The organism is Streptomyces sp. NPDC101166 (assembly GCF_044768125.1).
Lineage (GTDB): Bacteria > Actinomycetota > Actinomycetes > Streptomycetales > Streptomycetaceae > Streptomyces.
In genome coordinates this window covers 57917-79142 of the sequence record NZ_JBIWPF010000026.1, presented here as the reverse complement: position 1 = coordinate 79142, position 21226 = coordinate 57917, and the positions used below count along the sequence as shown (strand labels likewise).

Here is a 21226-nt window from a genome sequence, read left to right as displayed (position 1 = left end):
CACGCTCGAACCGAACTCGCGCGGGAGGTGCCCCCATCGCCGCCGCGAGCCCCGCCCTCCGGGCGGACGACGCTACTTTCGAAACACGCCCTAGGGGCCGTGACGACTCCCCAGTGGCCCGTTGGGAGAACCCTGGCGCCCCTTACGGGCCGTTGCCTCCGGGTGTGCCCGGTGTGCCGCCGCCGGCGGTTGCGGCGCCGCCGTCCGTGGCCGTGCCGCCGTCGGCGGTCGTCTCCCCGGTCGCGCCGCCGTCGGAGGTGTCGCCGGTCGCGCCGCCGTCGGAGGTGTTCCCGGTGGCGCCGTCGCTGGTGGCGCCGCTGGTGGCGGGGCCGCCGGTCGTCGCGCCCTGGCTCGCCCCACCGCCGGTCGACGGGCCGCCGCTGGTGGCGGTGCCGCCGCTGGTGGCGGGAGCGCTGTCGCTGGGCCGGTTCGTGGCGGGGTCGTCCGTCTCGTTCGGCGAGGACTGGCTCTGCGAGGGCTGGGCCGGCGGGGCGACCGACACCTCGGAGCCCTCCTCGACCTCGAGGTCGAAGTCGCGGGCCTCGGTGCCCTTGAGGGCCTCCTTGGTGTACTGCGCCCAGATCTGGGTGGGCGCGCCGCCGCCGTTGATGCGGTCCAGGCCCATCACGCCGTAGAGCGACTTGTGGGCGGCGGTGACCGGGTCCTGGCCCATCACGGAGACGACCGTGGCGAGGTCGGGGGTGTAGCCGGCGAACCAGGCGGCGGTGTCCTCCTCGGCGGTGCCGGTCTTGCCGGCGGCGGGGCGGTCCGCCTTGAGGGCCTTGGTGGCGGTGCCGTTCTCGACGACGCTGCGCAGGACGGAGGTGGTGGTGTCGGCGGCCTCGCGGGAGACGGCCTGGGTGGTCTTGCGCTTGGGCACGTCGACGTCGGTGCCGTCCTTCTGCACCTTCTCGATCATCGTGTACGGGCCGTGCTTGCCGTGGTTGGCGAGCGTCGCGTAGGCCTCCGCCATGTCCAGGACGCTGGCGGTGGCCACGCCCAGTGCGACCGAGGGGTACGGCTGGAGTTCGGGGGTGTCGGCGGGCAGGCCCAGGTCGAGGGCGGTCCGCTTGACCTTGGCGGGGCCGACGTCGACGGCCATCTGCGCGTACACGGAGTTGACGGACTTGTCGGTGGCCTCGCGCACGGTGATGTCGCCGTAGTCGCCGTCGTCCTCGTTCTCGGGGCTGTAGGCGCCGCCGCTCCAGCCCTGGACGGGGCGCTTGTTGCTGCCGTCGTAGATCGTGTTCGGGTTGATGCGCCGGCCGTCCTGGGTGGAGGAGTCGTTCTCGACGGCCGAGGTGAACACGAACGGCTTGAAGGTGGAGCCGACCTGGAAGTCCCGGCGGGTGGCGTTGTTGGTGTACTGCTTGACGTAGTCGACGCCGCCGTACATGGCGACGACCTTGCCGGTCCTGGGGTCGACGGAGGCGCCGCCGGCGCGGACGTAGCCGTCGACCTTGCGCTTTTTCTTGTCCAGCTTGGACATCAGCTGGTCGTTGACGGCGTCGACGAAGGCGTCCTGCTTCTTCTTCTGCAGGGTGGTGGTGATGCGGTAGCCGCCCGTGTCGAGGGACTTCTCGTCCACGATCCCGCCGCGGATCAGCTCGTCCTTGATGGCGCGCACGAGGTAACCGCGCTGCCCGGACATGCCGGTGTCGGCGCCGGAGGTCTCCTTGGGCGCGGGGAACTTCATGCCGGTGCGCTCGGACGGGCTGAGCCAGCCCTTGTCGACCATTCCGTTGAGGACGTAGTTCCAGCGGGACTCGGCGGCCTTCTGGTTCTCGGGGTGGGCGGTCACGTCGTACTGGCTGGGCGCGTTGACCAGCGCGGCGAGGTAGGCGCCCTGCCCGGCGGTGAGCTCGGAGGCGTCGATGCCGTAGTAGGCCTGGGCGGCGGCCTGGATGCCGTAGGCGTTGCGGCCGAAGAAGCTGGTGTTGAGGTAGCCCTCGAGGATCTCGTCCTTGGAGGTCTCGCGGTCCAGCTTGATGGCGATGAAGAACTCCTTCACCTTGCGGGTGACGGTCTGCTCCTGGGCGAGGTAGTAGTTCTTCACGTACTGCTGGGTGATGGTGGAGCCGGACTGCTTGCCCTTGCCGAGTGCGGTGTTCAAGCCGGCGCGCAGCATCGCCTTGGGGTCGACGGCGGACTCGGTGTAGAAGTCACGGTCCTCGGCGGCCAGTATGGCGTGCTGGGCGGGCTTGGAGATCTGCGCGAGGGTGACGTTCTCGCGGTTGACCTCGCCGTCGCGGGCGATCTCGGTGCCGTCCGCGTAGAGGTAGACGTTGCTCTGCTTCATGGCGAGGGCGTTGGCGGGCGGGATCTTCACCATGGAGTAGCCGAGGAAGAACAGGGCGGCCAGGACCATCGTGCCGATGACGAAGGTGCCGAGCACCATCCGCCAGGTGGGCAGCAGTCGGCGCCAGCCGGTGCGCTTGGGCCGCTTGGGCTTCTTCCCCTCCGCCGGCGGTCCGGGCTCTGCGGGGGCCGCCCAGCCCTCGGTCGGCTTCTGCGGCTTCGGATCGTCGCTCATCTGTTTGCTCGGACTCCTGTTTCGCGTCGTACGTTTCCCGTACGCCTCGTGCGCGTTCTGCGCCCCCTGTTGAAGACTCTCGCACCAACGGTTCCGTTCCCGGCAATCGGCACGCGTTGTGCGGCCCGGTCGGCGGTGCGGCGTCTGTCGCCGCGTCATGCCGGAAAACGCCTGGCACGTCGTCGTGCCCGCGCACTAGGCTCCTGCGCTTCGGTGTCGGCGGGCCGGGCGGGTGGGCCCGGGTCGGGAAGGAACGGGTGCCGTGGGTGCGGTGCGGTTGTATGCGGCCGTCGCAGCGGGCGGTTTCAGACGGTACGCGACGTACCGGACGGCCACGGCCGCGGGGGTGTTCACCAACACCGTCTTCGGGCTGATCCTGGTCTACACCTATCTGGCGTTGTGGGACGAGCGGCCGCAGCTCGGCGGCTACGACCAGGCGCAGGCCGTCACCTTCGTGTGGTTGGGGCAGGCGCTGTACGCGACGCTGGCGATCCAGGGCGGCGGTTTCGAGACCGAGTTCATGGAGCGGGTGCGCACCGGGGACGTGGCGGTCGACCTGTACCGGCCGGCGGACCTTCAGTGGTGGTGGCTGGCGAACGACCTGGGGCGGGCGCTGTTCCAGCTGCTGGGGCGCGGGGTGGTCCCGTTCGCTTTCGGCGCGCTGGTCTTCCCCACCGCGCTTCCGGCCGATCCGGGGCTCTGGGCGGCTTTCCTGGTCGCGGTGCTGCTGGCGATGGTGGTGAGCTTCGCCATCCGCTATCTGGTGGCGCTGAGCGGTTTCTGGCTGCTGGACGGCACGGGCGCGCTCCAGGCGCTGATGATCACGGGGGTGTTCTGTTCGGGCATGACGTTGCCGCTGAACGCCGTCCCGGGGCCGTTGGGTGAGGTCGTGCGGGTGCTGCCGTGGGCGGCGCAGCTCCAGATGCCGGCCGATGTGCTCATGGGGGAGGCCGACTGGGCGCACGCCTTCGCGTTCCAGGCGGCGTGGGCGGTGGCGCTGTTGGCGGCGGGGCGTGCGGTGCAGGCGGCGGCGACGCGACGGGTGGTGGTCCAGGGTGGGTGAGGTGGGCGGTGTGCCGGGGCAGGGTGGGGCGGGCCGGGGCCTCCATGACGGCCGGGGGCGGGGTGGGGCGGGCCGGGGCCCCCTCGACGGCCCGGGGCCGGGTGAGGCGGGCCGGGGCTCGTACGACGGCCGGGGGCCGGGTGAGGGTGGCCGGGGCTTTGCCGACGATCGGGAGCGGGGTGCGGGCGGCCGGGTGCGCGAAGGGCTGCGCGCCTACCGGCTGATCGCCGGGATGTGGGTGCGCTCCACGCTCGCCTACCGGGCGTCGTTCGTGATGACGGTGCTCGGCGGGCTGCTGGTGACCGGGCTCGACTTCGTGGCGATCCTGCTGATGTTCTCGCAGGTCGACGTACTCGGCGGCTACACGCTGCCCGAGGTCGCCCTCCTGTACGGTCTGTCGGCGACCAGCTTCGGCTGTGCGGAGCTGGCGATCGGTTCGGCGTCCCGGCTGGGCGCGCGGGTGCGCGACGGCACGCTCGACACGCTGCTGGTGCGGCCCGCGCCGGTGCTGGCCCAGGTGGCGGCGGACCGGTTCGCGTTGCGGCGGATCGCCCGGGTCGTCCAGGGCGCGTTGGTGCTGGGCTGGGCGCTGGCGGACCTGGACGTGCGGTGGACGCCCGTCAAGGTGCTGCTGGTGCCGGTGATGCTGGTGTGCGGCGCGGTGATCTTCTCGGCGGTGTGCGTGGCGGGCGCGGCTTTTCAGTTCCTCGCGCGGGACGCGGCGGAGGTGCAGGCGGCGTTCACGTTCGGCGGTCAGACGCTGTTGCAGTACCCGCCGACGGTGTTCGGCAAGGAGCTGGTGCGCGGGGTGACGTTCCTGTTGCCGTTGGCGTTCGTCAACTGGGTTCCCGCCGCGTATCTGTTGGGGCGGCCTTATCCGCTGGGGCTGCCCGGAGGGGCCGCGTTCGCGCCGCCGTTGGTGGCGGCTGTGTGCTGCGCGCTGGCGGGGCTGGCCTGGCGGGCGGGGCTGCGGTCATATCGGAGCACGGGAAGTTGAGGAGGCCCATGGACGGCGCGGAGCCTGTGAGTTCGGCGTTCATCGAGGTGGACCGGGTCGAGAAGGTCTTCGACGTGCGCAAGAGGACGGGCTTGCTGAAGCGGGAGCTGCGGCGGGTTCGGGCGGTCGACTCGATCTCCTTCACCGTGGCGCGCGGGGAGATGGTCGGCTACATCGGGCCGAACGGTGCGGGGAAGTCGACCACGATCAAGATGCTGACCGGAATCCTGGTGCCGAGCGGGGGCCGGGTGCGGGTGTCGGGCATCGACCCGTCGCGCGAACGCGCCCGGCTGGCCTACCGGATGGGGGTGGTGTTCGGGCAGCGGACCACGCTCTGGTGGGATCTGCCGCTCATCGACTCCTACCGGCTCGCGCACCGCATGTACCGCATTCCGCAGGCCCGTTACCGCGAGAACCTCGACCGGCTGGTCGAACTCCTCGACCTGGGCGTGCTGTTGGACGTGCCCGTGCGGCAGCTGTCGCTCGGGCAGCGGATGCGCGGCGACATCGCGGCGGCCCTGCTGCACGACCCGGAGGTGCTCTACCTCGACGAGCCGACGATCGGACTGGACGTCGTGTCCAAGGCCAGGGTGCGTGAGTTCCTGCGGGAGCTGAACACCGAGCGGGGCACGACGGTCCTGCTCACCACCCATGACCTCCAGGACATCGAGCAGTTGTGCTCCCGGGTGATGGTCATCGACCACGGGCGGATGATGTACGACGGTCCGCTCGCCGGGCTGCACGAGGCGGGGGAGAGCGAACGGATGCTGGTGGTCGACCTGGAGCGGGAGCTGCCGCCGATCGACGCGCCGCCGCCCGCCCGGGTCGTGCGGGTGGACGGGCCGCGGCAGTGGCTGGCGTTCCCGGCGTCGCAGTCGGCGGCGCCGCTGGTCGCGGGGATCGCGGCGCGGTATCCGCTGGTGGATCTGTCGGTGCGGGAGCCGGACATCGAGGCGGTGATCGCCGAGATGCTGCACCGTGCGACGCCCGGCGCGATCGCGTAGTGCCGGCCGCCCGGAACTCGTAGGCTGCTGCCCATGACCGAGGATGTTCCGGAGCTGCGCGCTTCCGACGCCGATCGTGAACGAGTCGCCGAGGTCCTGCGGGACGCCCTCGCCGAAGGGCGGCTCGACATGGGGGAGTTCGAGGAGCGGCTGGACGCCGCGTACCGGGCGCGGACGTACGGCGAACTCGCCCCGATCACCAGGGATCTCCCCGCCGCTGCAGGCGCCGCCCCGGTGTCGATGAGCAAGGAGCCCGCGCAGCGGGGGAGTTGGGACGGGCGGATCGTCGGCGGCGAGGGGACGTCCGGGTGGGCCGTCGCGGTGATGTCCGGGTTCCAGCGCAGGGGGCGGTGGACGGTCCCGCGGCGCTTCAACACCGTCGCGTTCTGGGGCGGGGGCGAGATCGACCTGCGCGAGGCGGACTTCGCGGCCGGGGAGGTCGTCATCAACTGCGTGGCGATCATGGGCGGGATCAGCGTCGTCGTGCCGCCGGGCGTGGAGGTCGTCGTCCGGGGCCTGGGCGTCATGGGCGGCTTCGACCACGGCGAGGACGGCGTGCCGGCGCAGCGGGGCGCGCCGCGGGTGGTGGTGACGGGGTTCGCGTTCTGGGGCGGCGTGGGGATCGAGCGCAAGCGCCGCAAGGGGAGCAAGGCGGGCGGCGGGCGGCTGGAGGGCGGGGAAGGCCGGCGGGAGCTCGACGAAGGGCGACGGGACGGCCGGCGGCACTGGGAGCACTGACCCGTCGCCGGCCCGCCCGCGTCACAGCCGGGCCGGCGCGGACGCCTTCAGTTGCGCCAACTCGACGGCCTGCGCCATCCGCCGGTACCCGAGGTCGCTGGGGTGGAGATGGTCCCCCGAGTCGTACTCCGGCCGCAGCTGCCGGGGATCGTAGGGATCATGCAGTGCCTGGTCGACGTCGACGACCTCGTCGAAGACGGACCCCGACCGGATTCCCGCGTTGACCCGCAGCCGGGTCGCCTCCCGGGCGTCCGAGAAGGAGGGGTGGCCCCGGAAGGGCATGAGGGTGGCGCCGACGGCCTTGACGCCGTGGGCGTGGGCGCGGCTCACCAGCGTGCGCAGCCCGGCGAGGATCGCGTCCGCGTCGCCGCCCGCCGGGTGGCGCAGGATGTCGTTGACGCCGAGGTCGATCACGACGACCTTGACGTGCGGACGGCCGAGGACGTCCCGCGCGAACCGCTTGATCCCGCCGGTGTTGCCCGCCGTCCCGCCGCCGTCGGCGAGGACCCGGTTGCCGCTGATGCCCGCGTTGACGACGCCGTAGCGCGGCGTGTCCCGGCCGTGGGAGGCGGCGGCGCGCAGCCGGTCGGACAGCACGTCGGGATAGCGGCGGTCGGCGTTCGGGGTGGAGGTGACGCCGTCGGTGAGGGAGTCGCCGAAGGCGACGACGGTTCCCTCGGCCTCGTGGCTGAGCACGTCCAGGGCGGTGAGGTAGCGCCAGGAGCCGATCCGGCCGGTGTAGACGTCGCCCGTCGTGTCCCCGGTGTGCTCGCCCACGGCGACGTAGCTGGTCCTGCGGGCGTACGGGTGGTAGGTGACCGGTCCGGAGGAGGCCGGCGTGTAGGTGCTGACCAGCACGTCGCAGTCCCTGGGGATGACGAGGGCGACGGCGTCGCTGACGGCCTGCCCGCCCGCCGGGACGACGACCGAGCCGCGCCCGCCGAAGGTGAGGCTGCGCAGGGTGCCGTCGGCCGCCTCCGGGGCGTCGTCGCCGTCCGCGACGGCGAGGGAGGCGGCGGTGACGCGCAGCGGGAGGGTGCCGTAGAGATTGGACAGCGTGATGCGGGCACTCGTGCCGGCGACGCTGGTGTGGACGACGTTGCGCACCGTGCGGCCCGCCATGCCGGTCGTCCGGGTGCCCGGCTCGCCGGCCACGGGGGCGGCGGCCCAGGTGCCGACCCATACCCCGGCGGGGGCGGCGGCGCCGTGCGGTGAGCGGGCCGTGCCCGGGGAGTCGCCGTGACGGCCGTCGGCGGCGTCGACGCTCAGGAAGACGACGGCGGAAAGGGACACGATCACGGCGAGGAGGGCGGCCGGCAGGGCGATGTGCCGGGTGGCGGACATGCGGTGGTGAATCTCCTCGGGCGGGGGAGCGCCGAGGCTCCCGACGACATACGGGAGATCGCCGTCGAACTCCCCGACAGACAGACGAAGGGAACTCCTGTTCCGTTCCGGGAGTCGGTCAGGAAGGGAGAATGTCCAAGTGTGGGACGTGTGGGACCGGAACGGGTGGAGCGGATGGACCGTACGCAGACGCATACACAGACGCAGACCGAGGCGGACGAGCGGCCGGCAGCCGGTGAGGCGGCGGGCGCCGGTGCGGGCGGCCGCGCGGGCACGGCCGCGGCGCGCGCCATGACCGTCTTCAGCGCCGCCGACGAGGAGCGCCGCCGCGGCGTGCGCCGGATGAAGATCACCGCGACCGGCCTGCTGCTGTTCGTCGCCGTGGTGTACGTCCTCGCCGAACTCGCCGCGCACCACGGCGCCGGCGCCTGGGCCGGGTACGTCGCGGCGGCGGCCGAGGCCGGCATGGTCGGCGCGCTCGCCGACTGGTTCGCCGTCACCGCGCTCTTCCGCCGCCCGCTGGGCCTGCCCATCCCGCACACGGCGATCATCCCCACCAAGAAGGACCAGCTGGGCATCTCCCTCGGCGAGTTCGTCGGCGAGAACTTCCTCTCCGAGGACGTCGTACGGCAGCGGCTGCGCGCCGTCGGCATCGGCAGCCGGCTGGGCGCCTGGCTGGCGGAGCCGGGCAACGCTGACCGGGTGACGGCGGAGCTGGCCACCGCGCTGCGCGGCGCGCTGACCGTGCTGCGCGACTCCGACGTGCAGGCGGTGGTCGGCGAGGCGATCACCCGCCGTGCCGACGCCCGGGAGATCGCCCCCGGCATGGGCAAGATGCTGGAGAAGATCGTCGCCGACGGCGGCCACCGCCGAGCCGTCGACCTGGTGGTCTCCCGGGCGCACGACTGGCTGGTCCTGCACGCCGACTCCGTGATGGACGCGGTCCAGGGCGGCGCGCCCGGCTGGACCCCGCGGTTCGTCGACAAGAAGGTCGGTGAACGCGTCTACAAGGAGCTGCTCCGGTTCTGCACGGAGATGCGGGACATGCCGTCCCACCCGGCCCGCGGCGCCCTGGACCGCTTCCTCACCGACTTCGCCTCCGACCTCCAGTCCGACGGCGACACACGCGCGCGTGTGGAACGGCTCAAGGGTGAGGTGCTCGGGCGCGGCGAGGTCCAGGACCTCATCGCGTCGGCCTGGACCGCCGTACGATCCATGATCGTCGCCGCGGCGGAGGACGAACGCAGTGAACTCAGGCTGCGCGTGCGCGCCTCGCTCCTCTCCCTGGGCGGCCGGATGGCCCACGAGCCCAAGGTCCAGGAGAAGGTGGACAGCTGGGTGGAGGGCGCGGCGGTCCACGTCGTGACGACGTACCGCCGTGAGATCACCTCCCTGATCACCGACACGGTCGCCGGCTGGGACGCCGAGCACACCACCCGCAAGATCGAGGCCCACATCGGCCGGGACCTCCAGTTCATCCGCATCAACGGCACGGTGGTCGGCTCGCTGGCGGGACTGGTGATCTACGCGGTGGCGAGGGGGCTGGGGGCGTAAGAGGCGGTGCTTGAAGACACCGGGTGGCTGTCCCAGCCCGTCCGGGGCGTTGGGGGCGTTGGGGGCGTTGGGGGCGTTGGGGGCGTAAGGGGCGGTGCTTCAAGGCGCCGGGTGGTTGTCCCAGCCCGTCCGGCGTTTGAGGACGAGGCCCGTCCAGGGCCGAAGCGGGGGCCTGGGGGCGGCAGCCCCCAGCACCGCCGGCAGAAACACCGAGCACCTGAAAAGCGGAGGGCACCCCACCCCACCCCACCCGGCCTAAAGCGGCAGCGCCCGGGCACTCGTGCCGAGGTCCGCTCGACGAGGAGGGAGCCCATGACCACCGCACAGGCCGACATCGGCCGAACCATCACCACCGACATCCCCGCCAGACTCGACCGCCTGCCCTGGTCCCGCTGGCACTGGACGGTCGTGATCGGCCTCGGCACCGTGTGGATCCTCGACGGCCTGGAGGTCACGGTCGTCGGCAACATCGCGAGCCGGCTGTCCGAGCCGGGCAGCGGTCTGCCGATCTCCTCCGGCACGGTCACCGGCATCGCCGCCGCCCTGTACGTCGCGGGCGCCTGCCTCGGCGCGCTCTTCTGGGGCCGGCTGACCGACCGCTGGGGCCGCAAGAAACTCTTCATGATCACCCTCGCGGTGTACCTGGTGGCGACCGCCCTGACCGCGGTCTCCTTCGACACCTGGTGGTTCCTGCTCTTCCGCTTCCTGACGGGCTTCGGCATCGGCGGCGAGTACGCGGCGATCAACTCGGCGATCGACGAGCTGATTCCGGCGGAGTACCGGGGCCGCGTGGACCTGATGATCAACGGCAGCTTCTGGCTGGGCGCGGTCGGCGGTTCGCTGCTGTCGATCGTCGCGCTGAACACGGACCTGTTCGCGGCGAACGTCGGCTGGCGTCTGACCTTCGCGCTGGGCGCCGTGCTCTCCCTGGTCATCCTTCTCGTACGGCGGCACGTCCCGGAGAGTCCGCGCTGGCTGCTGATCCACGGGCGGGACGACGAGGCGGAGCGGATCGTCTCCGCCATCGAACGGCGGGTGGAGGAGGAGAAGGGCGAGCCGCTGCCGGCGGCCGAGGGCGAGCTGACCATCCACCAGCGTCGCAGCGTGTCCTTCCTGGAGATCGGCCGCACGGTGTTCTCCGACTACCGGCGGCGCGCGATCCTCGGCTTCTCCCTCTTCATCGGCCAGGCGTTCCTCTACAACGCGATCACCTTCGGCTTCGGCGCGATCCTGACCACGTTCTTCGACGTGCCGACCGGCGACACCGGCTACTACTTCGCCGTCATCGCGCTCGGGAACTTCTTCGGCCCGATCCTGCTGGGCAAGCTGTTCGACACGGTCGGCCGCCGGGTGATGATCTCGTCGACGTACCTGCTGTCCGGGCTGTTCCTCTTCGCCACGGCCTGGCTGTTCGACCGGGGCTCGCTGAGCGCGTCCACGCTGACGGCGTGCTGGTGCGCGGTGCTGTTCTTCGCCTCGGCGGGCGCCTCCAGCGCCTACCTCACGGTCTCCGAGGTCTTCCCGATGGAGACCCGGGCGATGTCCATCGCCTTCTTCTACGCCCTCGGCACCGCCGCCGGCGGCATCAGCGGCCCCCTGCTGTTCGCCGACCTCACCGGCACCGGCCACGTCGGCGACACGGTCCTCGCGTTCCAGATCGGCGCGGGCCTGATGTGCGCGGCGGGCCTGGTCGCCGCCTTCCTGGCGGTCAGCGCGGAACGCCGCTCGCTGGAGGACGTCGCACAGCCGCTGACGGCGGCGTCGCAGGACGGCACGAAGGCGGAAGCGTAGGCGAGGGCGGCCTCCCCGCAGGGGGCCGTGCCGCTCCCCGGCGGGGGCGGTTCAGGCCCCCGTGGTGGACCCCGGCCGGACGATCATCAGCACCGTCACCGTGGCCCACAGCAGGTTGAACACCCCGGTGAACATCGCGAGCCGCGCGGTCGTCTCCCGACTGCCGCCGCCCTCCAGGAGCACCTCCTGCCGGGGCAGCACCAGGACGACCAGGACGATCGCGGCCAGCACGGTCAGCGCCGCCGACACGATCAGCCAGGCGTCGCCCATGACCCCCATCACGCTCGCCGTGGCGAACCCGAGCACGGGAACGGCGACGCCGAGACCGGCGTAGACCCGGCAGATCCGGTGCAGCAACCGGATCGTCCCGGCCGCCCCCACGTCGTCGGGCGCGAGCAGGGCGCGGCGCGCCGCGGGCGGGAACATGCTGGCCGCGACGGTGACGGGGCCGACCGCGACGATCGCGGCGAGGACGTGGAGAGCGAGCAGGAACTTGGTCACGGGCCGACGGTAGGCGGGCGGCCGACCCGGCAGAAGTGGCGGAAATGCCAGAGGCCACCGGATTCCCGCCAAGGGAAGCCGGAGGAGCCGGAGTGCCGTCCACTCCGCCAGGGGGGAGCCGGAGGAGCCGGAGTGCCGCCCACGCCGCCAGGGGGCGGGCCGCCCCCGGATTGCCGCCGGCCCACGTTCTACGCTCTGGCCATGCACACCGTCGCCGTACTGGCCCTCGACGGGGTCGTCCCGTTCGATCTGTCCGTCCCGGTCGACACCTTCGGCTGGGTGCGGCTGCCCGACGGCCGGGAGGCGTACCGGGTGCGGGTCTGCTCCCCGTACCCGTCGGGAGAGGTCGACGCCGGACCGTTCACCGTGCGGACGCCGTACGGCCTGGAGGCGCTCGCGGAGGCGGACACGATCGTCCTGCCCGGCGTCGAGGAGCCGCCCGACCCGCTGCCGGACGGCGTCGCCGAGGCGCTGCGGGAGGCCGCGGCGAACGGCACCCGCATCGCCTCCATCTGCGTGGGCGCGTTCCTCTTCGCCGCCACCGGCCTGCTGGACGGCCTGCGCGCCACCACCCACTGGTTCGCGGCGCGCGAACTGGCCGAGCGCTACCCGAAGGTGACGGTCGACCCGGACGTCCTGTACGTCGACAACGGCCAGTTCCTCACCTCGGCCGGCGCCGCCGCGGCGCTGGACATGTGCCTGCACATGATCCGCAGGGACCACGGCTCCGCGGTCGCCGCCCAGGCGGCCCGCATGTGTGTCATGCCGCTCGAACGGGAGGGCGGCCAGGCCCAGTTCATCGTCCACGACATGCCGCCGACGCCCGCCGGGTCCACGCTCGAACCCGTGCTGCGGTGGCTCCAGGACCATTGCGACCGCGACCTCACCCTCGACGAGATCGCGTCCCGCGCGGGCATGAGTACCCGCACTCTCAACCGCCGCTTCCGCGAACAGACCGGGACGACGCCGCTGCGGTGGCTGCACCGGGCCCGGATCCGCAGGGCCCAGCACCTGCTGGAGACGACGGCCCACCCCGTCGAACGCATCGCCGCCCAGGCGGGGTTCGGCTCCCCGACCGCCTTCCGTGAACGCTTCCGGCGCGTGGTCGGAACGAGCCCCCAGGGTTACCGCAAGGCGTTCCGCGGCATTCCGCGCGGAGCGGCCGGTGGCCTGACGGGAGCATGATCTCGCGGCCGGTCGATGATCGGCTAGGGTGACGGGCCGTGGCACGTGCGAACACGTGAACCATGGCTCGTACTCGGGGGAGACGACTTCGTGAACAGCGACCGCAGGCGCACGTCCGTCGTGCCGCGCTCCGTGCGCAACCCGTTCGGCCTGGCCGCGGCCGTCACCCGCGACTCCCGCGCCGACCGCATCCAGGACGACATCGTCCAGCGCCTCCGCTCCGGCCGTACCGCGGTCGGCGTGGTCGCCACGGTGTGGATGCTCGCGGCCTACCCGCTGGCGCAGAGCGGCGAGGACATCCTGCTGGGCAAGCTGGTGGACGTGCTGGCCGGCTGCGCGATCACCTTCGTCGCCGGCCTGGTCTGCCTGAGCGTCTTCATCGGCGCGGCCCGCCCTCCGCTGCGCCGCCTCTACGTCAGACGCCTCACCGGCCCCGGCTCCGCGCTCGGCGCGATCCTCGGATGCGCGGCGCTGGCCGCCGGCGTGGCGACGCTGCTGCCCAGGCTGACGCGCGGGGAGATCATCCCCTGGGCCGACGCCCGGTCCGCGGGCATCCTCGTCTGGCTCCTGTGCCTGCTGCTGTTCCTCGTGCTGCTGCTCGGCGGCCTGATCGTGGTGGTCGTCGCCGCGCTCTTCACGCTGGGCGCGGTGGTGTACGCCCTCAACTCCTGCTTCCGCGTGGGCGACGTGCACGAACTGCTGCCGGCGCTGATCTCCCCGTTTCTCGTCTGGGCGCTGTTCGTGCTGAGCCTCTTCGACGGCCCCGACGTCGCAGCACCGCCGCTGGTCCTCTACGGCTTCCTGCTCGGCGGCCCGCTGTCGGTGACGCTGCTGTCGGTGTGGGAGATACGCCGACTGAACCGGCGGTACGGGGTGACGTTCCGCTCGGCGCTGGGACGGGAGCGGGACGCCGTGCCCGAGCCGGTGGTGGGGATCCCGGCGCAGGCCCCGCCACCGGCTTCCGGGGAGCCGTCCCCGTACGCCGTGTACCCGCCGCAGCCGACGTACCCGCCGTACTCCTCGTAGGACGCCGCGCCGGCGCAGTTCATCCCACGCGGACGTGTCCTGCCTCAGCCGCGCCGGTCCGCCACGACCCAGGAGGCCAGCGCGACGGCACCGGCGACCCCGAACACCGACGGCCAGGCGCCCACCTTCTTCGCCAGCGGATGCGACCCGGCGAAGGCGGCGACGTACGCGACGCTCAACGCCCCCGCGGCCTTCCCGCCGGCCCGCTGCCGCCACTGCTGTGCGGCGGCGGCCCCCGCGGCGGCCAGCACGACCCCGCCGAGCTGCCGCTTCTTCGTCCACCGGGCCACGCCGTACCCGCCGACGAGCCCACCCGCGGCGATCACCGCACCGGGAACCCTGACACCAGAATTCTTCGCCATGACTCAAGCCTCCGACGCTGTAGCAGTCACTGTGGATCACCGTGAGGCTAACTCCCGAACGAGCCGCCCCTCCGAACGTGAGCCCAGGCTTGTCAACTTTCCTCCTCCGAGCTATATAAGTACCCGTAGGGCATCGCACCGACTGCATTGAAGAGAGGAGTGGACTGTGATGCTCATGCGAACCGACCCGTTCCGCGATCTCGACCGGCTCGCGCAGCAGGTCCTGGGCGCCACGACCAACCGCCCCGCCGCGATGGCGATGGACGCCTACCGTTCGGGTGACGACTTCCTCGTCCATTTCGACCTCCCCGGCATCGACCCGGAGACCATCGAGCTGGACGTCGAGCGCAACGTCCTCAGCGTCCGCGCCGAGCGCCGTTCCCCCGCCCCCGAGGGAGCGGAGCTCATCGTCGCCGAGCGCCCGACGGGCGTCTGCACCCGCCAGCTGTTCCTGGGGGACACCCTCGACACGGAGCGCATCGACGCCTCCTACGAGTCCGGTGTCCTGACCCTGCGCATCCCGGTGGCCGAACAGGCCAAGCCCCGCCGCATCCAGATCACAGGCGGCGACACCGGCCGCAGGCAGCTGAACAGCTGACCCACCGAGGCGCGTCCCGCACGACGAGGCTCCCGGGGTGCACCCCTGACCGTGCAGGCACCCCGGGCGCACCCCCAGCCCCCGCTCTGCGGCCGTGGGACGCGCCGCCCCCTGTCCGCGCCCCGAACGGAGAGCAGAAACCCCCGATCATGACCATGACGCCGACGGGCACCCGACCGACGACCACGACGCAGCAGCCGGCGAGAACGCTGATCCCGTCCCCGGCGCACGGAAGACGAACGCACTCTCAACGTCCCCTCACCTGGGCGGCCTTGATCGAAGCGGTCCGTGAGGCGGGCGGTTACCCGACGACCGCCGAAGCCGAACACATCACCAGCGTCGTCCTGTCCGCCCTGGGCGGTCAGATCACCGGCGACGAACGAGTAGCCCTGGCCCACGCACTCCCGAGAAGGGCGGCGGCCCTGATCGCATCGCGACCGCCCGCCCCACGCCCTCTACCTGCAAGGGACTTCGTCGATTCGCTCACCGAGCACCTTCAGGGCGCGACTCCGGCCACAGCCCGCTGGCACGCCGGCTCGGTCCTCAGCGCCCTCCCACCCCTACTGGGCACCCCCCTGGCCACCCGCCTACTGGCCCAACTCCCCTCGGGCTACGCCCTGCTGTTCGGCAAGGCAGAACTGACCCCGCACCCCTGACCGACCCCGTCCCGGCGCCGCCGACATTGATACACCGGCGGCGCCGCAGACCGAATTGGCGCTCCGCCTCGGTGGCTCAGGCTCCCCCCGCGGAGCCCGGCCGACGAACGGCACGTTCGACGAAACTCACCGCCGACTGCCCGCCGCTCGGCGAAGAACCGCCGCCCTCCCCGGAACGCCGCTGGCCGTCGGCCGGCCCAGACCGGTCGCGGGAAGGCCTACCCCGTGGACACACCGGAGTGACCTCGCCGACGGAGCCGTGATCGACCGGCCCTCCGTGCGGCTCGTCGTCAGCTACTGATGCTGACGCAGGTGGGCGCGGCCGTTGACGGGTGAGGCCGCGCCCTTCGAAGCGAGAACGGGGCGATGTCGCAGCACGGTGGTCAGCCATGGGCGAGGTTCGCCTCACAGGTGGTGCACCGTCGCACTGCCCGCCGCCTCTGATTGCCCGCGGTGGCGGTCGCCGGAGAAGCGCTGCTCAACCGCTCCCAGAGCCCGGGCGGAGGATTCGGGATCCACCCCCAGCGCGGCGGCTGTACGTCGTCCTCGGTCATGTGGTCGCACCATCCCGCCCTGTGCGCACACTGAGCCGGGGAGATCAGGATCGTGTCATCCGGGTGAGTACGCCACTCCGTTCTCACGAACGTACTCACCGAACGCGGAGTCGCCGACGCCGATCGAAACGAGCCCGGCGGACACTCGCATCCGAGCCCGATGACGATCTTGCCGCCGCACTCGTCGCAGCGCTCCACTTCCAAGCCTCGTACCACCCTCACGCGCTGTCGGAGTCGAACCGGTAGACGATCTTCCCGTCGAACTCGGCGAACCCGAGTGACTTGTAGAAGGCCCGTGCCCCCGGGTTGTCGCTGTCGGTCATCCATTCCACGCGGCTGCACCCGGGGCGCGCTGCGGCGATGGCACGGAGTTCGTCCATGAGGCGGGCACCGATGCCCTGCCGTTGGAGCGTGTCACGGACGTACAGCTCCTTGAGGAACAGGGAGTGCGAGGACCCGGCGGCCGGCCAGAGGAACGAGTAGGCGGCGAGGCCGATGATGTCCCCGGCCTCATCCTCGACGAGCAGCGCGGAGGCCAGCGGCGGTGAGCCGAACAGCGCCTCCTCGACCTGGGTGCGGCGTTCCTCCAATGGCTGGATGCCGCTGTCGGTCGCCCCGTAGAACCGCTCGATCTCCTCGATCAGCTCGGCCACGGCCGGGACGTCCCGCTTCTCCGCAGGGCGAATCGTCACGCTCATCGGCGCCTCCTGTCGTTCCTCGGTAGCTTCGGTCGCTGCTGCACTCGCTCGTTCCAACGCGTGATCCCCTCCCGGAGGTACGGCACACGCGTCTACGGCGACGAGGCGGCCTGCGTGTAGGGGTTCCAGCCGTGCCGCCGCAGGGAGCCCTGGACGTGTCGGATGAGGTACTCCAGGTCCGCGCAGTAGACGGACGGGTTTCGGTAGCCCTGGGCTTCGCTGAAGCGGTGTGGGAGGTAGCCACCGCCGCACACGTCCACAAGTGGGCAGGCGCGGCACTGCTCGGCGAGCGCTTCCTTGCCGTGTTGCCGGTGCAGCAGCTTTGGATGGGACAGAGCTTCGTCGAAGGAGTGGTGGAGGACGTCGAGCCCGAGCCAGGTGGCCCCCTCCTCGACCGACCGCAGGGTGTCCACGGCCTCGATGGAGCCGTCGGACTCGATCACGACGCTAGTCGGCGGGGCCAGGCCGAGCGTCTCCACCGAACCGCGCACGCCAGAGCTGAGGGCCACGATGTCCTCCAGCATCCGGACGCTGTGCTCGTACTCGGGCCGGGCGAGCCAGGCGTCGTACACCCTGCTCATCCACAACCCGTATTCGGGTGCGCTTGGGTCGGCGCGGTGCGGCGGGTCGTCGTGGGTGGCGTGCGGCAGGCCGAAGTCGATCACGGGCGGTTCGAACGCCGCCAGGTAGTCGTGGACCTCCATGGGGTCGTTGGCCAGGTCCACGACGGCGAGCAGCCCCGCGAACAGGTGTGGCCGCGACCGTAGGAGTTCGATGCCGCGCACGGCGGAGACGGCGCTCGACCGCCCGGCGTGGGTCAGCCGGTGCCGGTCATTCGCAGGGGGCGGTCCGTCGAGGCTGACGCCGACCGAGACCTCGTACCGTTCGAAGAGGTCCAGCCAGGCACCGGACAGAAGGGTCCCGTTGGTCTGGAGCTCGAAGAGGACCCGGGTCCCGGCCGGCGCGGCGTCCCGGACGGCCTCCAGCAGACCGGCCATGTGCCCGACGCCGACGAGAAGCGGCTCCCCGCCGTGCAGTACGACGTGGATGGTCCGAAGGCCGTGCGCGGTGGCATGTTCACCGATCCGCCGGGCCGCAGCCTGGGCCACAGCGAGGTCCATTCGGGCGGGCAGGCGCCGTGCCGCTTGGTCCTTGGAGTTGAAGACGAAGCAGTAGTCGCAGTCGATGTTGCAGCGGTTGGCGACCTTGAGGATGAACGTCCGGAAAGGAACGGGGCCTTCGGGTTCTGTCATCGAGCGGACGTGCTCACAGCGGCCAGGGCCAGATGAGCGAGGCCGCGTGGGCGCCGTCGCCGACCCGGGCCGTCGCGCCCTCCTCGGCCTCCAGCCGTTGCCGGACGCGGGCGGCCACGCGGTCCAGGACGGCGGTGCCGGCCGCCGTCAGCTCCGTGGACGCCGGGCCGGCGGCCGTGATGGTGCCTGGCTCGGTTACGGACGTGGGTGACGGCATCCAACGCTCCTCGTGAGGTACGTGCCGGAAGCGGCACGGTGCGACGGGGCTGAAGCGACAGATCAGCCGGAAACGTAGCATCCTCAACCACAGACCTGGCACGGGAAATTCGGCCACATGGTCGGCGTCAGCCGGACCGCGGCACCAGCAACCGTTCGATGTCTTCCACGGCCGCGCTCACTCCCAATCGCCGATACACAGTCACGGCGGCTCGCAACGAACCCACGCCATGCCCAGGCCCGTCAATCGTCCCGTCGCAGCGGCCGATGCCCTCCAGCGCCCGCGCCTCCTCCAACGGGCAGAGGACGTCCCGCGCGAGCGTGAGCGCCTGCTCGAAGTGCCGACGGGCGGCCGGCGGTTCATCGGCGGTGAACAGCAGCATCCCCCAGTGGTTCAGTACCTCTGCCTCGCCGCACCGGTCGCCCAGCTCCCGCAGGATCTCCACACCGCGTCGGAACGCCTCGATCGCGCCGTCCCGCTCACCGACGATGCCGCGCGCCACGCCCAGCTCGCTCAGTGAGGCGGCCTCACCACCGCGGCTGCCGAGCTCGCGGTAGGCGTCCAGGGCCTCCTCCAGAAGCCGGATCGCCTCTGTCGCATCCCCGGTCACACGCTCCACGACGCCAAGATGGCGGACGCTGGTCGCGCGGCCGAACCGTTCGCCGAGCTCGGTGAAGTGCGTCAGGGCCTGGCTGTGTGCCGTCCGCGCTCCCTCGATGTCCCCGGTCAGCCGTCGGACGGCGCCCAATTCGTTCAACGCGTAAGCCTGGTGCACACGGTCATCCAGCTCCAGGTAGATGTCGAACGCTTCCTGGTGATGCCGCGCGGCCAGGTCGTACGCGCCCATGAGGCAGTGCGCGACACCCAGGTCCCGCAGGGAGTTCGCCTCCCCGTACCGGTCACCGAGTTCCCGGTAGATCGCCAGGGCCTCACTCTGCGCCTCTACCGCCGCGTCGAACCGGCTCAACTGCCGGTATGTCATGCCGAGATCCGCGAGCGCGTTCGCCTGTCCGAGCCGGTTCCCCAGCTCACGGTAGAGGGCGAGGGCCTCGGTCTGGGCGCGGGCAGCGTCCTCGTTGTCCGCGGTCAGGTACCAGACGATGCCGAGCTGGTTGAGTGCGTCCGCCTTGCCGCGCCGGTCGTCGACCGCTTCGTACGCCGTCACGGCGTCGTTCAGGGCCTCGATCGCCTGTGGGTAGGCGGCCATGAAGCGGCGTACGACACCCAGCTCGGCGAGAGCGTCGCCCCGCGCCCGCTGGTCGCCTGTGTGGCGGGTGGCCTCGGCGGCGGTCCGGTGGAGCCCTACGGCCTGGTCCCACGGACCGGCCTGGCGCAGGAAGGGCGCCATGGCCGCGGCGAGCCGGACCACGAAGTCGTACAAGGCGAGGCCGTTCGCCCGACGGACGCAGGTCAGGATGTTGGCCCGCTCGGTCTCCAGCCAGCTCAGGGCATCCGCCCGCGACTCCAAGGCTGGGGTCTCCACCCGCGAGGCATCGTCCGGCGCCGGTGGCACCGCAGCTCCGCTGCGCACAATGTGTCCGTTCGCGACGGCGAGAGCGGCCAGGTAGTAGGTGCACACGCGCTGTACGGCCTGTACATGGTCCATGCTGTCTCCCTCAGCGGCGAGACCGCGAGCGTAGTCGCGCAAGAGATCGTGCAGCCGGTAGCGACTCCCCGGTTGCTCGTCGATCAGGTGGTCGTCGTAGAGCGCCTCAAGATGCCGACGGGCCACCAGGACCGAGACGTCACCAAGAGCCGCACCGACGTGCGGGTCGAGATCGGTTCCGGGGAAGAAGCCGAGTTGTCCGAAGAAGCGCTGCCGCTCCGGCGCGAGATCCCGATAGGAGAGATCGAAGGTCGCGGTGACGGCTCGTTCCCCAGCCCGCAGCTCTCCCAGCCGGTCCCGCGCCGCTACCAGCCGCCCGCGCAGGTCCTCGGCGCTCCAGGACGGATGGTGCCGCAGCCGTGCCGCGAGGAGCGACACGCCCAGCGGCAGGCACCCGGCCAGCCGCACCAACTCGTCCACCACATCCCGGCCGAGAGCGTCGGCCGGCCGCCCACTGAGCCGCACGAAGAGGTCGACCGCGTGATCCGGCGGCAGTGCGTCCACCGACATGACCACCTCCTCGTTCGCCACCAGCCGCTTGCGGCTGGTCACCAACACCAGACACCCGCTCCCACCGGGGAGCAGCGGCTCCAGCTGCCGGTAGCTGGCCGCGTTGTCCAGAATCAGCAGTGCCTTCTTGTCCGCGAGCCTGCTCCGCCACATGGCGGCCCGGGCCTCGGTGACCGCTCCGACGTCGTCTCCGACAGGAATCTGCTGCGTCGGCACGCCGGCGGCCGCGAGAAGCGAGGCGAGCGCCTCGCCGGCCTGCACCGGAGCACGCCCCGGCGTGTGCCCATTGAGATTCACGAAGAGCTGTCCGTCGGGGAACCGCTCCGAGAGCAGGTGGCCGGCGTGCACGGCGAAGGTGGTCTTCCCGACGCCGGGCATGCCGTCGATCACGTGAACGGGCAGCCCCTCGCCACGCTCCTGTGAGGCCCGCACCGAGCCCACCAGCCGCTCCAGCTCCGCGGCACGGTCGGTGAACGCGGCGGTGTCGCGCGGCAACGAACGCAGCACCTGAGCGGCCCCCGGTGGCCCCACTCCATCCTCCGGTCGTCCCGGCGGGGTGGGAGGCCGCGTCTCGGAGAGACCGGCGAGCAGGGCCGTAAGCCCCGCCATCGTCACGCCCAACACGACGAACGAGAACCAGGCGTGCTCCTGTAACCACCCCAGCCAGCCGGGCCACCGCGACTCATCGGACACGGCGTTCGTGACGAGCCCCACCAGCATGGTGGTCACAGCGCCGCCTCCGGCGACGACAGCGATCGCGAACCCGCGACGGAGCCTCATACGGAGACCCCAGCAGCAGCCAGCGGAGCGGCCGCTTCCCACCTGGTGCCGCTGATGAGACACCACGCACTGCCAACCGACCTGGCCACGAAGGCAACCCCCGAGTACGACGCCTCAACTTCCCTAACGGAACAGTCCTAGTAGACCTTGGTCAAGGGCGCGTCTGAGCCGCGGCGCGCGCCAGCTTCCGCATGGCGTGCTGCCCCACGGACTCCGGTAGGCGGGAGGGGATCGGAGCCCAGAAGCCCTGCCAGAA

The 21226-nt window shown here is 71.7% G+C and carries 18 protein-coding genes; 10 read left to right on the top strand and 8 right to left on the bottom strand.

The window, feature by feature from the left end; all coding sequences use genetic code 11:
• Nucleotides 1-142 precede the first annotated feature (142 nt).
• Nucleotides 143-2533, bottom strand: a complete 2391-nt coding sequence (locus ACIRS4_RS32445; RefSeq protein WP_404202829.1) for a transglycosylase domain-containing protein — start codon at nucleotides 2531-2533, stop codon at nucleotides 143-145.
• 262 nt (nucleotides 2534-2795) lie between these two features.
• Between ACIRS4_RS32445 and ACIRS4_RS32440 the strand changes: the two genes are divergently transcribed.
• The 4 genes from ACIRS4_RS32440 to ACIRS4_RS32425 all read left to right on the top strand — a co-directional run bounded on the left by ACIRS4_RS32440 (nucleotide 2796) and on the right by ACIRS4_RS32425 (nucleotide 6335).
• Nucleotides 2796-3596, top strand: a complete 801-nt coding sequence (locus tag ACIRS4_RS32440; RefSeq protein ID WP_404202827.1) for an ABC transporter permease — start codon at nucleotides 2796-2798, stop codon at nucleotides 3594-3596.
• Between the two features lie 232 nt (nucleotides 3597-3828).
• Complete coding sequence (locus ACIRS4_RS32435; protein WP_404202843.1) at nucleotides 3829-4593, top strand: ABC transporter permease; 765 nt, start codon at nucleotides 3829-3831, stop codon at nucleotides 4591-4593.
• An 8-nt stretch (nucleotides 4594-4601) separates the two neighbouring features.
• Entirely contained in the window at nucleotides 4602-5597 is a 996-nt protein-coding gene (locus tag ACIRS4_RS32430; RefSeq protein ID WP_404202825.1) for an ATP-binding cassette domain-containing protein, read from the top strand.
• Nucleotides 5598-5630: 33 nt separating this feature from the next.
• Nucleotides 5631-6335 carry a DUF1707 domain-containing protein gene (locus ACIRS4_RS32425; RefSeq protein ID WP_404202823.1) on the top strand — a complete coding sequence of 235 codons (705 nt, stop codon included), beginning with the start codon at nucleotides 5631-5633 and terminating at the stop codon, nucleotides 6333-6335.
• 21 nt (nucleotides 6336-6356) lie between these two features.
• Here ACIRS4_RS32425 and ACIRS4_RS32420 read toward each other — a convergent pair whose 3' ends face one another.
• On the bottom strand, nucleotides 6357-7679 hold the full coding sequence (locus ACIRS4_RS32420) for an SGNH/GDSL hydrolase family protein (RefSeq protein ID WP_404202821.1): 1323 nt from the start codon (nucleotides 7677-7679) through the stop codon (nucleotides 6357-6359).
• Nucleotides 7680-7853: 174 nt separating this feature from the next.
• On the opposite strand from ACIRS4_RS32420, the gene ACIRS4_RS32415 reads away from it, so the two are divergent.
• Entirely contained in the window at nucleotides 7854-9233 is a 1380-nt protein-coding gene (locus ACIRS4_RS32415) for a DUF445 domain-containing protein (protein ID WP_404202841.1), read from the top strand.
• 312 nt (nucleotides 9234-9545) lie between these two features.
• Nucleotides 9546-11024, top strand: coding sequence for an MFS transporter (locus ACIRS4_RS32410; RefSeq protein WP_404202819.1), 1479 nt, complete (start codon nucleotides 9546-9548; stop codon nucleotides 11022-11024).
• A gap of 51 nt (nucleotides 11025-11075) precedes the next feature.
• Here ACIRS4_RS32410 and ACIRS4_RS32405 read toward each other — a convergent pair whose 3' ends face one another.
• Nucleotides 11076-11525 (bottom strand): hypothetical protein, encoded by a 450-nt coding sequence (locus ACIRS4_RS32405; protein WP_404202817.1) that lies wholly within the window; start codon nucleotides 11523-11525, stop codon nucleotides 11076-11078.
• Nucleotides 11526-11726: 201 nt separating this feature from the next.
• Here ACIRS4_RS32405 and ACIRS4_RS32400 point away from each other — a divergent pair, with 201 nt between their 5' ends.
• Both ACIRS4_RS32400 and ACIRS4_RS32395 read left to right on the top strand, forming a co-directional pair.
• The gene (locus ACIRS4_RS32400) at nucleotides 11727-12710 is read left to right on the top strand and encodes a GlxA family transcriptional regulator (protein ID WP_404202814.1); all 984 of its coding nucleotides are present in this window, start codon (nucleotides 11727-11729) and stop codon (nucleotides 12708-12710) included.
• Nucleotides 12711-12800: 90 nt separating this feature from the next.
• Nucleotides 12801-13736 (top strand): hypothetical protein, encoded by a 936-nt coding sequence (locus ACIRS4_RS32395; RefSeq protein WP_404202812.1) that lies wholly within the window; start codon nucleotides 12801-12803, stop codon nucleotides 13734-13736.
• A 44-nt stretch (nucleotides 13737-13780) separates the two neighbouring features.
• Here the strand turns inward: ACIRS4_RS32395 and ACIRS4_RS32390 are convergent, their stop codons facing one another.
• Nucleotides 13781-14098, bottom strand: coding sequence for a hypothetical protein (locus ACIRS4_RS32390; RefSeq protein WP_404202810.1), 318 nt, complete (start codon nucleotides 14096-14098; stop codon nucleotides 13781-13783).
• A 169-nt stretch (nucleotides 14099-14267) separates the two neighbouring features.
• On the opposite strand from ACIRS4_RS32390, the gene ACIRS4_RS32385 reads away from it, so the two are divergent.
• Nucleotides 14268-14696, top strand: coding sequence for an Hsp20/alpha crystallin family protein (locus tag ACIRS4_RS32385; RefSeq protein WP_130436581.1), 429 nt, complete (start codon nucleotides 14268-14270; stop codon nucleotides 14694-14696).
• A 272-nt stretch (nucleotides 14697-14968) separates the two neighbouring features.
• The gene (locus ACIRS4_RS32380) at nucleotides 14969-15352 is read left to right on the top strand and encodes a DUF2267 domain-containing protein (RefSeq protein ID WP_404202808.1); all 384 of its coding nucleotides are present in this window, start codon (nucleotides 14969-14971) and stop codon (nucleotides 15350-15352) included.
• 772 nt (nucleotides 15353-16124) lie between these two features.
• Here ACIRS4_RS32380 and haaN read toward each other — a convergent pair.
• From haaN to haaT, 4 genes are all read right to left on the bottom strand, one after another.
• Nucleotides 16125-16604: a cyclophane-containing RiPP N-acetyltransferase HaaN gene (gene haaN / locus ACIRS4_RS32375; RefSeq protein ID WP_404202806.1), complete on the bottom strand. Its 480-nt coding sequence runs from the start codon at nucleotides 16602-16604 to the stop codon at nucleotides 16125-16127.
• A gap of 92 nt (nucleotides 16605-16696) precedes the next feature.
• Complete coding sequence (locus ACIRS4_RS32370; RefSeq protein ID WP_404202804.1) at nucleotides 16697-17857, bottom strand: FxsB family cyclophane-forming radical SAM/SPASM peptide maturase; 1161 nt, start codon at nucleotides 17855-17857, stop codon at nucleotides 16697-16699.
• Nucleotides 17858-17870: 13 nt separating this feature from the next.
• Nucleotides 17871-18074 carry a HaaA family cyclophane-containing RiPP peptide gene (gene haaA, locus ACIRS4_RS32365; protein WP_404202802.1) on the bottom strand — a complete coding sequence of 68 codons (204 nt, stop codon included), beginning with the start codon at nucleotides 18072-18074 and terminating at the stop codon, nucleotides 17871-17873.
• Nucleotides 18075-18201: 127 nt separating this feature from the next.
• A complete protein-coding gene (haaT, locus tag ACIRS4_RS32360) occupies nucleotides 18202-20970 on the bottom strand; it encodes a cyclophane-containing RiPP biosynthesis TPR protein HaaT (RefSeq protein WP_404202800.1) in 2769 nt (922 codons plus the stop codon).
• Nucleotides 20971-21226 lie beyond the last annotated feature (256 nt).